Genomic DNA, 16,009 nt, shown 5'->3' with positions numbered 1-16,009 from the left:
GGCCCAATGCATGTACAACTGAAACGGCGCATTTATATTACATGTATTCTTCTGACAATTGTGTTTGGTTTGCTTATGTTTCGTTTGGCCTGGGTTCAGATGGTTCAGGTGAATCGCACGATGCCAGGGTTTCAACGCACCGTTCGTGAAATGTCTGTTTTGCAGCGTGAACGAGGTGTTATGCTGGACACGGGGCGAGGGCAGTTAACGGATTACAAGGGGGTGCCATTAACAGGCAAGCTGGAGTGGGGGGTGGTACTTTTCCCGCATACGGATCAATCCAATCATTCATACCCATCTTCTACGGCGCATTCAGGAATTAAGGAACTGGCAGCATTACTACATACAGATGTGAAGTCGTTACAAAAGGAATGGAATCAAGGAAATGCACCCCATTTCTGGACAGGAGGTACAGACCAGCCGATCACGTTGACCGATTCTCAGCTTACTCGACTGCGTGAATTGAAGGCAGACGGAGCGAGTGTGTATCCCATAATGACGCGTTATGGACAAGGCGCTACGGGCATGCAATGGTTAGGTTATCTTGCTGAACAGCCTGGATCTATCCATGGGCATCCGCGTCACAAAAATGAGGTGAAGCAGCCTTTTGCCATGAAATCTGGAGCAGCAGGGCTGGAAAAAACATTGGAACCTTTATTAATGGGAATAGGCCCCACCCTCGTTTCACGTATGGTTACAGGCTCAGGAGAGGTTATCCCCAGTATCCAGCCGCGCGTCATCGCACCCTCCAATACACACTATCCTTTGCGTGCGGAGACGACAATCAATATCGATTTACAGCAAGGGATAGAGCAGATTGTGAAGAAATCCGGGATGAAGGAAGGATCTGTCGTTGTACTGGATGCGGCCAGCGCAGACGTGCGTGCCATGGTTTCCGCGCCGTTCTATAACCCACAGCATGTAGATCCCCAACAAACAGCTTGGGCGAATCGTGCCGTACAGGGGGCTGTACCGGGTTCCATATTCAAAATCATTACAGCCGCGGCCGCGCTTGAATATCACGTTGTATCCAAAGGAGAGACTTTTCATTGTGGTGGAGAATGGGGGAAATATGGCCTGTCCTGCTGGAAGGAACATGGGCATGGCACACTGAATCTGGAGCAAGGGTTTGCCGAGTCCTGTAATATTGTATTTGCTGAAACCGCCCGTCGGCTGAGTATGGAGCAGTTGGAGCGTACGGCGGATGCTTTGGGATTGGCACGTCCGATTGGCTGGGAGGGAAAACAGGTCGCCGGAATGCCCGTGCTGCATCATTTTGATCACGAAGATGCAGGACGAGTGAGGCTGCCATCCGTTTCCCCTCAAGATGAGGGAGCGAAAGTACAGACTGCTATCGGTCAGCGCGACGTCCTGGTGACCCCGCTGCAAGCAGCCAATCTGATCGTTACGCTCTTGCATGAGGGCAAGGTGACTGCACCACGCCTCGTTCAGCGTATCCGGTATGCCGACGGTGATACGATGTTGGACATGCCGATGCATGATTCACCTTCTTCAGCAGGACGGATCTCTCCAGCTACGGCGCATCAGCTGTTGTCCTGGATGAAGAAGGTAGTCAGTGACGGAACGGGAAAATCCCTGCAACATGCACGGTGGCAAGTGGCAGGGAAGTCAGGTACAGCACAGGTACAGCAGCACGGAGAGAAACGTAACCATCAATGGTTCATTGGATATGGACCTACCGAGAAACCCCAATATGCTGTAGCTGTCCTTGTCCAAAATGTGGCTCCAAGCAGCCGTCATCAAGCAACGGCGATATTTAGGAAAGTGATGGACTATCTGGCTGAATCCTCATGATCCCCGGAAGAAGCAGGTTCCTGTACCGAAGGCTCAGCTTTCATTCCAGCGGTGGCGCTGACCGGTGTGTCCATCACTAACGGGGATGATTCGAATTCATCCTTCGGCAAGTGAATCCATTGCTGAAGATATCCTTGTTGCAGCAATTCTTTGAGCAGAATCAGCAGCACCGGAGACAACACCACACCGGCCAGACCGAAGACAGAGAGCGAGATCAGCATAAAGGAAAGCATCAAGTAAGCGGAAGAGACTCCGATTGAATTACCCGATATTTTCGGCTCCAGCAGTTGGCGTGTCAGCATGGTTACAGCAAGGACCACAATTAAGCCAATCGCAAGGCTGCTATTCCCCACAATGAACAGATACACAATCCACGGAATGAATATGACAGGAACACCTAACAAAGGCACAAGGTCAAAGACGGCACAGATGGCTGCGATGGTGAAGGCATTGGCAGTTCCCAGTATCAACAAGCCTGCATAAATCAATACAAAAGTAATCAGCATCATCAACATCTGGGCCTTCAAATACGAACGGATCGTCTTGAATACATGATCTCGCATAAATTCAAGAGCCAGCTTCAATGTTTTTGGCGTTTTGGCCCGGGCAAATTTACGCCAGGATTCAATCTCGATACTGAGAAAGAACGCCAGAATAATGGCAATCCCGAAATTGGTAATAAAGGAAGAAAACGAACTGAGAAAACCGATGACGATTTGTGCACCACTGGTTACCCATTTGGACAGGAATCCGGTCAGTGTAGCAAAATAGTCATTCACTTTCTCGGTTATTCCGTCAGGTAAAGCATCGGACTTGTCCTGAATGAAATAAACCAGATTGGTGAATTCACGCTGAATCATCTCGATATAATAAGGGAAGTTATCCTGCAAATTAGAAATTTGGGATACGATAATTAATCCCAATCCAAAAAAGGCAGCAACAATAACCGCAAGAAACAATAAAACCGAAATGGCAGCGCCCAGTGTTTTGGGCAATCCTTTGCGATGCAGGAATCTTGCCAGGGGTTCGATCATCCAATACACTATAAATGAAAGAAAAACTGGCGCAGCCAATTGATATAATCGACTGAAACCGTACATGATAAAGTACACGGTTAATACGAGCAGCGCAATGTCAAAGACGGTGCGCCCGTACTTTTTGTAAAGCGGCAGCATGGGCAGGGCTCCTTTGTAGTCGTTAAGGTAAAAATTAGGATGCATTTATTGTACACGATAGCTTTCTTTTTGGGAAAAGAGGATTCAAGAAAAGGCTGAATTATGATAAAATTAAAGGCGGTTTATTTTGGTTAGTGCTATATTATGGCACGGTAATTCAGCATGAGAAGCGGGGAGTTTGTAGCATGACAAATTTACTTCAGAGCATATTACTGTGGTTATTGTACATTTCATCGTTTTACGCCTTTATTCCGAGTTTAGTTAGCAGACTTTTCGGTTTTCGTGTGTTCAGGCGCGGGAGAAGTGAGAAGGAGTTTTCCTTAACTTTTGATGATGGGCCAGATCCGGAATACACACCTAGATTGCTTGATTTATTGCGTCAGTATGAGGCGAAGGCAACGTTTTTTGTAGTCGGGGAGCATGCTGCCCGTCATCCCGAACTGATTCAGCGCATACATGAGGAAGGTCATCTTCTCGGAATTCATAATTATATTCACAAAACCAATTGGTTAATGCGTCCGCGTACGGTTCGAGATCAGATTCAACGAACAGGGCAGATTATTCAGGAGGTAACGGGGGTAAGAACTTGTTATTATCGTCCACCTTGGGGGATTATGAACCTGTTTGATTTTTTCAGTAAAAAAGATCGCCGAATTATCCTCTGGTCATCCATGTTTGAGGATTGGAGAAGCAGTGTGGGCGTTGAGAAATTGACGGAACGAATGTTGAAGGAGCTAAGGGGCGGAGAGGTCATGCTTCTGCATGATCGAGGGACTACCCTCGGCGCTGATGCACACGCGCCGGAGCAGATGCTCCAGGCGCTCGAAGTCGTATTGCAGGAGGCCGACAGGCAGCGATTGCATAGTGTACGCATCGATACGTTGATGGGGGGCGTTACGGTGAGCGAACCTAAAAGTACAAGTCAGCCACAAACGCATTTGTCCTTTTGGAAACGGATGGTTGTTGCGCTATGGCTAGGCTGGGAGAAGTTGTTTCATTGGGTATACCATCTGCGAACAGCTTCGCCGGAAGACCCTTTGCTGCACTATCGCTCCCGTGTTTACCATGGAGCATTGGTTGAAATGAACGACGGTCATGTGATTCGTAACGGAGATCCGGTAATTGAACTTCATTTTGATAATAAAAAATTATTCGATTTGGGTATGACTTCACGCTCAAGCATGCATTTGGCCATTCGTATGATTCGGGCTATGGAGCAGCAGCTTCCTGATTTGGCCCGACAGGTAACACTTGAACCTGAACTCCGTTCAGCCAAGGCTCTATACGGTGTGAGCATGATTAACCGGGGGCCGGAGAAATTTGGATTTACGGTTCGGGAACTGGCTCCTGGGCCGTTCAGCTCTGCATCCAAAGTGTATCTGAAACTTCTGCTAAGTGTCATTCATCCGGCTGGAACGAAACGTTTGAAGCAGCGCTCCGAACAATTGGTTCCCAAAATGATTGCCATGCCGCTTGATGTGCTGCTGGATCGGTATGGACAGCACGCATTGGTGGCTGCGACGGCGGAACAGTCCTCTGAGGAATTGTTGGTTCCTGAACAGGATCTTGTACCTGAACACAACTAAAAGCGAAACGAATAAAACAAAAGGGTTGCTCTCGGCCGAAGTCGGCTGAAGAGCAACCCTTTATTTATGTTTCCCGATAAGGCAATTCATCGGATATCCTTACACTTGAATTAGATACTCAGTACGCCACCATTGCTTGCATTCGTTACCAGTTTGGAGTAACGAGCGAGGTAACCGGTTTTTACTTTTGGTTCAAAGCCTTTCCAACCTGCACGACGACGTTCGAATTCTTCGTCACTGATATGCAATTCGATGATACGGTTATTCAGATCCAGTTCAATGATGTCTCCTTCTTCGACAAAAGCGATTGGACCGCCTTCAGCAGCTTCCGGAGAGATGTGTCCGATACTGATTCCGCGAGATGCGCCAGAGAAGCGTCCGTCGGTGATCAGACCGACTTTGGCACCAAGGCCCATACCTACGATCTGGGAAGTAGGCGCGAGCATCTCAGGCATACCTGGACCGCCTTTTGGTCCTTCATAACGGATAACGACAACGTGTCCTTCTTTTACTTTGCCATTCGCAATGCCTTCAAGCGCTTGTTCCTGGGAATCAAAGCAGATAGCAGGACCTTTGTGATATCCGCCAACCGATGCGTCAACAGCACCGACTTTGATGATAGCTCCTTGTGGTGCAAGGTTACCAAACAATACAGCCAAGCCGCCTTTTTCGGAATGCGGGTTGTCCAGATGGTGGATGACATTCGTATCCTGGATTTCTTGTCCTTCAACGTTCTCACGGATCGTTTTACCGGTTACCGTAATGCAGTCACCGTGAATCGCACCTGGTTTCTTAAGCAATTCGTTGAGAACTGCACTTACGCCACCCGCATTGTGCACGTCTTCAATGTGAAGATCGGAAGCAGGAGCAAGTTTCGCCAGATGAGGAACGCGGTTGGCAACTTCGTTGATGCGCTCGATTGGGTATTCGATACCTGCTTCATGAGCCAATGCCAGCGTATGAAGTACCGTATTCGTAGATCCGCCCATAGCCATATCCAGTGCAAAAGCGTTGTCGATAGCTTCTACAGTAACGATATCACGTGGTTTCAGATCCATTTTAATGAGTTCCATCAGTTGCTTAGCAGATTGTTTAACAAACTCACGACGCTCAGGAGCAACAGCCAGGATGGTTCCGTTGCCTGGCATAGCCAGCCCCATCGCTTCAGCCAGACAGTTCATGGAGTTCGCTGTGAACATACCGGAACATGATCCACATGTCGGACAACCGAATTGTTCAAGCTCAAGAAGGCTCTTGTCATCGATTTTACCTGCTTGATAAGCACCTACGCCTTCAAATACGGAGGTCAGGGACAGAGCTTTACCATTGCTGTCACGACCTGCCTTCATAGGTCCACCGCTGACGAACACGGTTGGGATATTACAGCGAAGCGCACCCATCATCATACCTGGTGTGATTTTGTCACAGTTCGGGATACATACCATGCCGTCGAACCAGTGTGCAGATACAACCGTTTCCACGGAATCCGCGATAATGTCACGGCTTGGCAGCGAGTAACGCATACCAATGTGTCCCATGGCAATTCCGTCGTCAACTCCGATGGTGTTGAATTCGAATGGAACGCCACCGGCTTCACGAATAGCATCCTTAACAATTTTACCGAATTCCTGTAGGTGAACATGGCCGGGCACGATATCAATATAAGAGTTACATACGGCAATAAATGGTTTGCCAAAGTCCTCTTCTTTAACGCCCGCTGCGCGGAGCAAACTGCGGTGCGGTGCACGGTCAAAACCTTTTTTGATCATATCGGAACGCATCTTCTTGGCTGACATGGTGTATTTCCCCCCAAATTTATAATATTGAGCAACATGAATGGAAATATAAATGGCAGTGCATCTGTCGTTTAATTTCATCCGTACTCTTAAAAATAGACCAGTGATACTGGCTTCGAGCTTCCCGTAGTTTATGAAACTCTTTGCTGCTTTAAACCCGTGAACAACCCGGTTTTTCTATAGAGTCTATCACAACCGTCGTTATATTTCTACAATGAATAGAAAGAAGCTTCAATCCATTAGTGGAATGAAGCTTTCTTGATTTGATGCACTCTCTCGGGTGTTCTTTCGCCGCTGCCCATGGGGATAGGCTAACTGCTTCTGCCTTTGCGTCCAATCTCCCGGTAGAATTCTTTATTATGTGTTTCGGAAGTTGCTTCTCCACCTTTGCGTCCAATTTCCTTATAGAACTGAGAATCGTGCGCATCTGAAGTCGCTTCTCCACCTTTTTTACCTATCATTTGGTAGAAGCTGCGATCATGATTTTTGGAGGTGGCCTTGCCACCTAATCTACCCGCTTCCTCGCGACTCATTTTGTGTTCAGACGTCTGTGGGCGTGCCATTACAAATCACTCCTTATATCATAAGTAGATTGTTGTAGCGCGTATTCCTACTTACCACAACATTTCCAGTATGAAACAAGTTGAATCTGATGGAGAGGAGCAGGATTTCAGCTCATCTGAACCAGGATGCTGAGCGTTTCAATCCCCCCTGACGATTGAGGTGAAAGCGGGAAATATCGGGCTCTATGAGAGGACGAAAGGCATGACGGACGGCTGGATGAGCCAGCGTTATAGCGAACATTAGCGCAATGGAGACAATCACCGGAATGTACAAACTGGTTTCCATATAATTGTAAACCCCAGACCAGATGGCCAGACGAACGAGAAATCCATGTAAAAGGAACACATAAAGAGTGCGCCGTCCCAGATCGGTCAATCTGGATGTTAATGAAGGGACCCAGGCGAGAAATAATGCTCCCGATCCGATCTCAAGGGCATAGATTCCGAGTCGGTAAATTCCGGCAAACCACTCATGGTGTCCAAGCTCTGCGTAAGTCATGCTACCCAGTAACCAGCCTGGTGCAATGCTGAGTCCTCCCAGTCCGATCCAACCAAGAAGAGCAGCAGACAGCGCAGCTGCAATTTTGCGGCCCCAGCCGGATCGCAAACGGGAGCGGATGGACGCTCCGTAGTCATACCCAATAACAAAGAAAGGAAGAAATACAAACGTGCGGCTGAAGCTCAGCCAGAAACCGTCAATGGGTAAATACCCGGCACATACCCCCAGCATCACGGCACCGAGCAGTCTGTATATCGGTTTCCAGGAGAGTGTAAGACGAAGCAGCAGCCGCCAGCAGAAATGACTTGCGAGAAACCAGAGCAATAAATAAGGTGCAAAGAAAGACAAACGCATATGCGGTGTGTGGAATATGGTGAAATCCGTTAGTGCATACAGGGACTGAAACAGAAGGTACTGTAATGCAATCTGCTTAAGCACATTACGGCCAGATGCACCTTGGAGTGAATGTCTGGCAAAGTAGCCGGTTACCCATACAAACAGCGGCATGTGAAACGTATATATCCACAGAAACAGAGCCTCTGCTCCTGCAAATCGTGTAATGATCGGTTCGAGAGCATTGCCCGCAAGTACACAGACAATGAGCATAAAGCGCAAGTTGTAAAAAAAAGAATCCTGATCTTCGTGAATTATGGTCGGTTTGTTCATGGTGTAACCCCCTTGATAACCCTTGGCAATTGCAATCTGGTTCTGTAATAAGGGTAATATGGATATGCATCATTTATTGTGATATATTTCACAATAGAAAGCGCTATCCTTTCTCAAAACTGTGACAACAAAATGAACGCTCCGGGATTGACAACGGTTGCATAGAGGCTGACAATGGGGAAAGAAGATGAGAAATTGTAAATATAAGGAGGGGAGAGTTCATGTCGACGAATACCCGCCGAAGCCCTGAAATTGTTACGTTTGGCGAAAGCATGGGTTTGCTGACGGCTAAGGATACACGAGGTCTCGAATATGCGGCGACATTAGATAAGTCATTTGGCGGAGCGGAAAGTAATCTGGCAATTGGTGTATCCCGGCTTGGGCATACCAGCGGCTGGTTTGGCCGCCTGGGCAATGATCCAATGGGAAACATGATCATGAAGGCTATTCGTGGTGAAGGTGTAGATGTATCCCGAGCAAGGATGAGCGACAAAGAGCCCACCGGTTTGATGATTCGTGAGAACGCTTCCGGGAAAGCCTCGGTACACTATTATAGGAAGCTATCCGCTGCAAGCGCGATTACTCCTGAAGATCTGGACTCGGATTATATTGCAGGTGCGCAAATCCTTCACGTGACAGGCATCACCGCAGCAATAAGCGCGTCGGGACTTGCTACGGTTGAAGCTGCTATACATATAGCCAAGCAGGCTGGTGTGAAAGTGAGTTTTGATCCGAATTTGCGTCTTAAACTGTGGGCAGCTGAAGAAGCACGTCCAGTTCTGCTTCGTCTCGCTGAGCAGGCAGATTATTTCTTGCCGGGTCTGGATGAGATGAAGATTCTGTATAACGAAGAAGATGATCAAAAAGTACTTGAGCGTTTGTCCGCCATGAATGCAGTCTGTATCGTGAAGGGCGGCCCTGATTTGACCTACGTATTGGTGAATGGTACCCTAACGGAAGTTCCGTACTTCAAGGCAGATCATGTCCTGGATACAGTCGGGGCAGGAGATGGATTCTGTGCGGGCTTTTTGTCCGGCCTTATTAAAGGATATTCTCCGCAGGAAGCAACTCGTCTCGGGAATTTGACCGGTTCCATGGTTATACAGGCTGTTGGCGATTGGGAGGCGCTCCCAACGTGGGAGCAGGTCGAGGCCAAGCTGAACAATGTAGCTCATGTTGAGCGCTAGTCGCTGCTGATATCATATATGTCTCATCTTCGTTCATTAATGTAAGGCTTGTAATACACAACCACATTGACAAGGGAGAGAATGAAATGAAGAAGCTTCAGCTGCTGCAAAAAATAACGGATAGTGGGGTTGTTGCAGTTCTGCGTGCAGATTCTGCGGATCAGGTGATCGCCATGGCTGAGCAAGCCATTGCGGGTGGTATCAAGATTATCGAGATTACGATGACGGTGCCTAGTGCCCTCAAAGCCATCGAGAAATTAAGCCGTGTATACCATTGGAACACACAGGATCCAGAGAAATTTGCCATTATTGGAGCTGGAACCGTACTTGAACCCCAGACAGCGCGTGCCGCAATCATGTCAGGTGCCGAGTTTGTTGTGGGTCCTTCCCTGAACCCGGACACGGTGAAAATCTGCAATCTGTACCGGATTCCGATTCTCCCAGGAGTGATGACCATTGCCGATGTACAACGTGCACTGGAACTTGGCGTGGATATTGTAAAGTTGTTCCCGGGCAATCTCTACGATCCGTCCATTATCAAAACGATGAAGGGACCTATGCCGCAAGCGAATTTTATGCCGACTGGCGGGGTTTCCTTGTCCAATCTGGGTGACTGGATTAAGGGAGGAGCCGTTGCTGTAGGTATTGGCTCAGACCTCACAACGGAAGCAGTGAAGACGGGGGACTTGAGTCATGTTCGCCGCAAAGCGGAACAATATATGGATGCTTACCGCAAGGCCAAGGCCGAATAGCGATGAATGATGGAGAAGGGGAGCCTCAGGAATGAAGGCTCCCGTTCTGCAAGCCGCGGCACCTGCGGAAGTACAGAAAGGTGATGAACGTTGAGAAATCGATATAATACAGGGCGCAAGAAGAGGGGCATCGGGAAGTTCCTGCTCGTTCTTCTGGCGCTCATTGTTATTGGGTGTGGGTTTGTGGCATGGAAGCTGTTCACGCCTTATGGACCACAGGAGATGGCTCAGACAGCCATGGAAACTGCAGATCAGGTGACTGTAACTGAAAAAGACAACTGGATTGATTTTGTACCGGACAAATCTGCTGGGGTGAGTGTTATTTTTTATCCAGGTGGATTGGTTAAACCGGAAAGTTATGCACCTCTTGCCCATGAACTTGCGGCAGCAGGACATCATACCATTATTGCAAAAATGCCGGTCAATCTGGCGGTGCTCAAACAGAATCTCGCCGATGATATTATTAAAGCCTATCCGGATGAACCATTTGTTATGGGAGGGCATTCTCTCGGTGGATCGATGGCGGCACGTTATGCGGCTTCCCATCCGGATGCACTTCAGGGCATTTTCTTTCTCGCATCCTATCCGGATGAAAAAGGCAGTGTGAAGTCATTGGGGATACCAGCGTTGTCCATACTGGGCACGAATGATGAAGTGGTGAATGCAACAAAGTATCAGAATGGTCGGGCATATTTGCCGGAAGATACGGTGTATTACACCATTGAAGGTGGTAACCATTCGCAGTTCGGTGACTATGGCCACCAGAGCGGTGACGGCGAAGCTGGGGTCAGTGAAGAGGAACAATTGTCCCAAACGGTTAAAACGATTGTAGGCTGGCTGGATACAATCAAATAAGCTGTCAGTTCAAAGTTGAATGGGACGAATGCATAGCAGTAAGTAACTGGAGGTGATCGGGATGTCCATGCTTCAAATCCATGGTAAGCAAGTTGCCTGCCGAGGTATTCTATTTGATAAGGATGGAACGCTGCTGGATTTCTTGCAATTATGGGGGCCTTGGGCGGAGTCTTTACTGAATCAACTGGAATCACAACTGTCAGAGCTTGGGGCCTCGTTCACGGTCGAGCGTGAGCAGGTTCTGGGTACGGTCCGCAATCGTGAAGGTCATCTAATCGGATATGATGTTCAAGGGCCGCTGGCAATTGCCACGGTGGACGAGAGTAACGGACTGCTAGCTGGGCAATTGTATGCAGCAGGCATGCCATGGAATGAAGCAATCACTACGGTCCGGCGTTTTTCCAGTGTGGCCATGCGTGAGATAAAGCAGAGAAAAATGGCCGAGCCGATGCCTGGATTAAGAGCATTTTTGCAGAGCTGCCAGGAGGCATCTATCCCCATGGCAGTCGTCACTTCGGACAACACAGCTGCTGCGGAGGAACATATGGAATGGATGGGAATTCGGTCCTATTTTACATCAATTGTAGGCAGTGACCGGGTAACCAAAGGCAAACCGGATGGAGAGGCTGCGGTTCTAGCTTGCCGGGAGTTACATATTCTTCCTGAGGAAGCTGTTGTGATCGGTGACAGCAATGGGGATATGCAGATGGGACGTAACGCAGGGGCATCCTATATGATTGGTTTCTGTCCCGAAGTCGTGGGAAGTGACTATTTGCATGAAGCTGATGACGTCATTCAGGGTTATAATGAGTTAAAGATCATCTCTGAACGTTCTTTCCAGGGATGATCTCGTAAAAGGAGGAGAGAGGATGAACGCAACAGAACAACTGGCTGCCTGGATTAAGGAAAGTTCGAACATTGTTTTTTTCGGAGGGGCCGGAACTTCAACGGAAAGCGGGATTCCCGACTTCCGCTCTGCCGCTGGCTTGTACCAGACAGAGCAGCATTCACCCTATCCACCGGAAGAGCTGCTGAGCAGACGTTTCTTCGACCAGCATGCTGATATTTTTTATGATTTTTATCGAGGCAAAATGCTTCACCCCGATGCGGTGCCCAACGGCTGCCACCGACTTCTCGCCAGATTAGAGCAGGAAGGAAAACTTCAGGCTGTCATAACGCAGAATATCGACGGGTTGCACCAGAAAGCTGGCAGCAGTAATGTCCTGGAGCTTCATGGTTCAATCCATCGAAACGCTTGTATGGATTGCAAGAGGTTCTACGCGCTGGATGACATTATTACAGCCAAAGATACGGTTCCTCGTTGTCATGCATGCGGTGGCGTAATCAAGCCCGATGTCGTGTTATATGAAGAGGAACTGGATCAGACGATATTATATCGTTCGGTAGACGCTCTGTCTGCAGCAGATTTATTGCTGGTAGGTGGAACTTCACTGACCGTGTATCCTGCGGCACAATTGATTACGTATTTTCAGGGAAAACATACGGTCTTGCTTAACGCTACACCTACGGCTTACGACCGCCGAGCTGATTTGCTGATTACTGATCCTATTGGTGAGGTAATGAATAGGGTAGACCAGCTTCTTGGTTAAGTAAGTCAACATTGTCCGAATAACCGCATTCTCCGGCATACGGACCGGGTACGAAAGGCGGAACCTGGGGAAAGAAGGGATTCATGATGGTCTACGTAGCCAGCGATGCACGCTACGAAACAATGAAATACAACCGCGTTGGACGTTCAGGTTTGAAACTGCCAGCGATTTCACTTGGGTTATGGCATAATTTTGGTGGCATTAACAATGCGGAGAACGGCCGAAATATGATTACCCGTTCGTTTGATCTGGGCATTACGCATTTTGATCTTGCCAACAATTATGGTCCGCCGGCAGGTTCGGCAGAGCAGTTATTCGGTCAGGTATTGGCACAGGATCTGAAGCCATATCGAGATGAACTCGTCATCTCCACCAAGGCCGGGTACTATATGTGGCCTGGACCTTACGGGGAATGGGGTTCTCGTAAAAACCTTGTTTCCAGTCTCAATCAGAGCTTGAAGCGCATGGGTCTTGATTACGTAGACATCTTTTATTCTCATCGTTATGATCCCGAAACACCTCTGGAAGAAACGATGATGGCGCTGGACCATATTGTTCGTTCCGGCAAAGCACTGTATGTCGGCATTTCCAATTATCCTGCAGAGCAGACGAAGCAAGCGGCCGAGATTCTCAAAGGCTTGGGTACCCCTCTGTTGATTCATCAACCTAAATATTCGATGCTGGATCGCTGGATCGAGGATGGGCTGCAGGATGTACTTCATGAGAACGGAACGGGCAGTATTGCATTCTGTCCATTAGCGCAGGGTGTTCTTACGAACAAATATCTGAATGGTATCCCGGAAGATTCACGTGCCAAGGGACCATCTGTATTCCTGAATGAGAACAATATCTCGCCAGAGACATTGCGCAAAGTACGTGCTCTGAACCAGATTGCAGCATCTCGTGGTCAGAGTCTGGCTCAATTTGCACTTGCTTGGGTATTACGTGATGGCAAGGTAACTTCTGCACTGATTGGTGCCAGTCGTCCTTCGCAGATTGAAGAGAATGTGGCTGCACTCAGTCAGTTGGAATTCTCCACAGAGGAATTAGAGCGTATTGAATCGATTCTTCGTCCCGAACCGGATCATAAATAAAGTTCAAAAGGTGCATCTTAGCCATAATGGCGGGATGCACCTTTTTTATCATTACTTTTCTATATGTATGCAAAATGCAAGAAAGCATCCTTTTCGGTATAAAGAATCATCGATTGTTAGGCGGTGCTTGGCGAGTCCCTTGTGCCTGCGGCCTCTTAAGAATGTTCTCCCTGTAGAGGCTGGGGGCTTCACCGTGGAATCGCTTGAACTGTTTGGAGAAATACAGCGCATCTGGCAGCCCTACAGAGGCAGATACCTGTTCAATGGACAGGTCAGGGCGTTCCCGCAGCAGCTGGCGCGATTTGTCGATCCGCAGTTTGAGCAGGTAGGTGACTGGGGATAGTCCGGTTTCCTGTTTGAATATGCGGGATAGATACGCACGGTTATAGCCAAGACTTGATGACATTTGCTCAATCGAGACAGGGTAGGCATACTGGGTAGACATATATTGAATCATCTGTTTTACCGTTCGACGTATTGAAGATTCACCTGGTATTAAGGTTTGGCCTTGAGAAAGGTGATTTTGTGCTTCGGCTAGAATCATATATAACGTACCCAGTGATGTAAAATGAGAGCTTTCTTTCCGCTCGGCAAAAGCCATCTGCATGACAGATAACCAATCTGAAATTCCACAAGCTGGTCCGGCATGAAAGACGGATTTCTCAGGACGGAATCCGGCTTCCTCTGCATGCTTCGCAGCCTGGCTGCCAGTAAAGGCCATCCACCGGTATTGCCAGGGATGACGTGCATGGGATTGGTAGCTCACAAGCTGCCCCGGATGAATGAGGAAACAATCTCCTGCGGATAGCTCGTAGGAATGCAGTTCAGTACGGAACGTACCGGACCCTTTTTCTACATAGTGCAATAGATAATAATCGTATAGCTTTGGTCCAAGGGCGTGACCGGGGAGGGTTTGGCTTGCACCTGCAAAGAGGACATGCAATGCCCCTTTTTCATAATAGACAGGATTGGAGGCAACCGAGTAGCTGAGTGCCCCACTTTTACCCGAGGGCTCCGGCGTGGTGCGTTCGGCTGGTGAACCCGCTGCATCTTCCATACGTTGTTCAGTCATGATGACATTCCTTTCCTTCCTTGATGTTCCATTCATTATACGTCGAAAGGTCACATTTATCCATATGGAACACACATGGTTGCATTTCAAGGGGGACCGCCTTCTTGTATAATAACATTAAGAAAACCAACAACATTGAGATGGGGTGCAGCAGCAATGAACATAAATGAATTGAAACAAAAGTTTATTGACAAGTACGGAGAGAGTGGAGCGGACATCCGTGTATTCCATGCCCCTGGGCGGGTGAATCTGATCGGTGAGCACATTGACTATAATGGTGGATACGTGCTTCCGGCAGCGCTTGAATTCGGTACCACATTGATTATCCGCGAGCGTGAGGACAACAAGTTGCAGTTGGCTTCCACCAATATGCCCTATGAAGGAACGCTGGATACGTCCTCCATTGGCAAGGAGAAAACAGGGGAATGGACGGATTATCCGGTCGGCGTCATGGTTGAACTTCAAGGCAAAGGCGTGAAAGTAACCAAAGGTTATGATTTCCTCTACCATGGAGAAATTCCGAACGGCGCAGGACTTTCCTCTTCCGCATCGCTGGAGGTTCTCACCGGGTATGCCATTCAGTCCCTCGAAGGTGTAAAGGATATCGATACGGTTCAGCTGGCGCTTGTGTCTCAAAAGGCGGAGAACGAATTCGTCGGTGTTAACTGCGGCATTATGGATCAGTTTGCTGTAGCCAATGGCGCAGAGGATCATGCGATCCTGCTGATGTGTGACACCCTTGAGTATGAAAAAGTTCCATTCCGTACCGGCGCCTATAAGCTGGTCATTGGTAACACGAACAAACGCCGCGGTTTGGTGGACTCGGCTTACAATGAACGGCGTTCTCAATGCGAGCAGGCACTTGCCATTTTGAAAGAACAGCTGCCTGCGCTGAACTACCTGGCGCAACTTACACCAGAACAGTTCATCACACTCCAGGATCATATCAAGGATGAGAAGGTAAGACAGCGTGCCCAGCACGTGGTGGAAGAGAATGCACGTGTACTTGCATCGGTGGAGGCACTTCGTGATAACGATCTCGAAACCTTCGGCAAGCTGATGAATGCTTCTCATGAATCGCTTCGTTATCTCTATGAAGTGAGCTGCGAAGAGCTGGACGTGATGGTAGAGGAAGCACAACGAATTCCGGGAACTCTTGGTGCACGCATGACCGGAGCCGGATTCGGCGGATGTACGGTATCCCTTGTCCATGAGGACGATGTGGATCGTTTTGTAACTGAAGTTGGAGCAGCCTATGAAGCACGCACCAGTCTCAAAGGCGAGTTCTATGTATGCGGAGTGGGCGACGGCGTTAAAGAATTGAAGGAGGCGAAGTAAG

At 48.5% G+C, this 16,009-nt stretch carries 14 protein-coding genes; 9 read left to right on the top strand and 5 right to left on the bottom strand.

The window, feature by feature from the left end:
• Positions 1-6: 6 nt before the first annotated feature.
• The gene (locus Q0V21_RS07960; protein ID WP_079350674.1) at positions 7-1,815 is read left to right on the top strand and encodes a peptidoglycan D,D-transpeptidase FtsI family protein; all 1,809 of its coding nucleotides are present in this window, start codon (positions 7-9) and stop codon (positions 1,813-1,815) included.
• Here Q0V21_RS07960 and Q0V21_RS07955 read toward each other — a convergent pair.
• The gene (locus Q0V21_RS07955; protein WP_301878313.1) at positions 1,794-2,990 is read right to left on the bottom strand and encodes an AI-2E family transporter; all 1,197 of its coding nucleotides are present in this window, start codon (positions 2,988-2,990) and stop codon (positions 1,794-1,796) included. The genes Q0V21_RS07960 and Q0V21_RS07955 overlap by 22 nt on opposite strands.
• 185 nt (positions 2,991-3,175) lie before the next feature.
• Between Q0V21_RS07955 and Q0V21_RS07950 the strand changes: the two genes are divergently transcribed.
• Positions 3,176-4,576: a polysaccharide deacetylase family protein gene (locus Q0V21_RS07950; RefSeq protein WP_024633083.1), complete on the top strand. Its 1,401-nt coding sequence runs from the start codon at positions 3,176-3,178 to the stop codon at positions 4,574-4,576.
• 110 nt (positions 4,577-4,686) lie between these two features.
• On the opposite strand, the gene ilvD is transcribed toward Q0V21_RS07950, so the two are convergent.
• From ilvD to Q0V21_RS07935, 3 genes are all read right to left on the bottom strand, one after another.
• On the bottom strand, positions 4,687-6,372 hold the full coding sequence (ilvD, locus tag Q0V21_RS07945; protein WP_024633084.1) for a dihydroxy-acid dehydratase: 1,686 nt from the start codon (positions 6,370-6,372) through the stop codon (positions 4,687-4,689).
• A 311-nt stretch (positions 6,373-6,683) separates the two neighbouring features.
• Complete coding sequence (locus Q0V21_RS07940; protein WP_301878312.1) at positions 6,684-6,935, bottom strand: KGG domain-containing protein; 252 nt, start codon at positions 6,933-6,935, stop codon at positions 6,684-6,686.
• A 112-nt stretch (positions 6,936-7,047) separates the two neighbouring features.
• Positions 7,048-8,100 carry an acyltransferase family protein gene (locus Q0V21_RS07935; RefSeq protein ID WP_079350672.1) on the bottom strand — a complete coding sequence of 351 codons (1,053 nt, stop codon included), beginning with the start codon at positions 8,098-8,100 and terminating at the stop codon, positions 7,048-7,050.
• A gap of 221 nt (positions 8,101-8,321) precedes the next feature.
• Between Q0V21_RS07935 and Q0V21_RS07930 the strand changes: the two genes are divergently transcribed.
• The 6 genes from Q0V21_RS07930 (at position 8,322) to mgrA (ending at position 13,598) form a co-directional block, all read left to right on the top strand.
• Complete coding sequence (locus Q0V21_RS07930) at positions 8,322-9,287, top strand: sugar kinase (RefSeq protein WP_079350671.1); 966 nt, start codon at positions 8,322-8,324, stop codon at positions 9,285-9,287.
• A gap of 86 nt (positions 9,288-9,373) precedes the next feature.
• Entirely contained in the window at positions 9,374-10,039 is a 666-nt protein-coding gene (locus tag Q0V21_RS07925) for a bifunctional 2-keto-4-hydroxyglutarate aldolase/2-keto-3-deoxy-6-phosphogluconate aldolase (RefSeq protein WP_024633088.1), read from the top strand.
• 90 nt (positions 10,040-10,129) lie between these two features.
• Positions 10,130-10,894: an alpha/beta fold hydrolase gene (locus Q0V21_RS07920; protein ID WP_079350670.1), complete on the top strand. Its 765-nt coding sequence runs from the start codon at positions 10,130-10,132 to the stop codon at positions 10,892-10,894.
• Between the two features lie 61 nt (positions 10,895-10,955).
• Complete coding sequence (locus tag Q0V21_RS07915) at positions 10,956-11,741, top strand: HAD family hydrolase (protein WP_079350669.1); 786 nt, start codon at positions 10,956-10,958, stop codon at positions 11,739-11,741.
• A 22-nt stretch (positions 11,742-11,763) separates the two neighbouring features.
• Positions 11,764-12,504 carry an NAD-dependent protein deacylase gene (locus tag Q0V21_RS07910; RefSeq protein WP_079350668.1) on the top strand — a complete coding sequence of 247 codons (741 nt, stop codon included), beginning with the start codon at positions 11,764-11,766 and terminating at the stop codon, positions 12,502-12,504.
• A gap of 86 nt (positions 12,505-12,590) precedes the next feature.
• Positions 12,591-13,598, top strand: coding sequence for an L-glyceraldehyde 3-phosphate reductase (mgrA, locus tag Q0V21_RS07905; RefSeq protein ID WP_079350667.1), 1,008 nt, complete (start codon positions 12,591-12,593; stop codon positions 13,596-13,598).
• 106 nt (positions 13,599-13,704) lie between these two features.
• On the opposite strand, the gene Q0V21_RS07900 is transcribed toward mgrA, so the two are convergent.
• Positions 13,705-14,670 (bottom strand): AraC family transcriptional regulator, encoded by a 966-nt coding sequence (locus Q0V21_RS07900; protein WP_443145377.1) that lies wholly within the window; start codon positions 14,668-14,670, stop codon positions 13,705-13,707.
• Positions 14,671-14,826: 156 nt separating this feature from the next.
• Between Q0V21_RS07900 and Q0V21_RS07895 the strand changes: the two genes are divergently transcribed.
• Positions 14,827-16,008 carry a galactokinase gene (locus tag Q0V21_RS07895; protein ID WP_301878311.1) on the top strand — a complete coding sequence of 394 codons (1,182 nt, stop codon included), beginning with the start codon at positions 14,827-14,829 and terminating at the stop codon, positions 16,006-16,008.
• Position 16,009: the final 1 nt, after the last annotated feature.

Source organism: Paenibacillus sp. 11B, assembly GCF_030487755.1.
Classification (GTDB): domain Bacteria; phylum Bacillota; class Bacilli; order Paenibacillales; family Paenibacillaceae; genus Paenibacillus; species Paenibacillus vandeheii.
The sequence above is the reverse complement of the archived record's forward strand: the minus strand, read 5'-3'. Positions and strand labels throughout refer to the sequence as shown.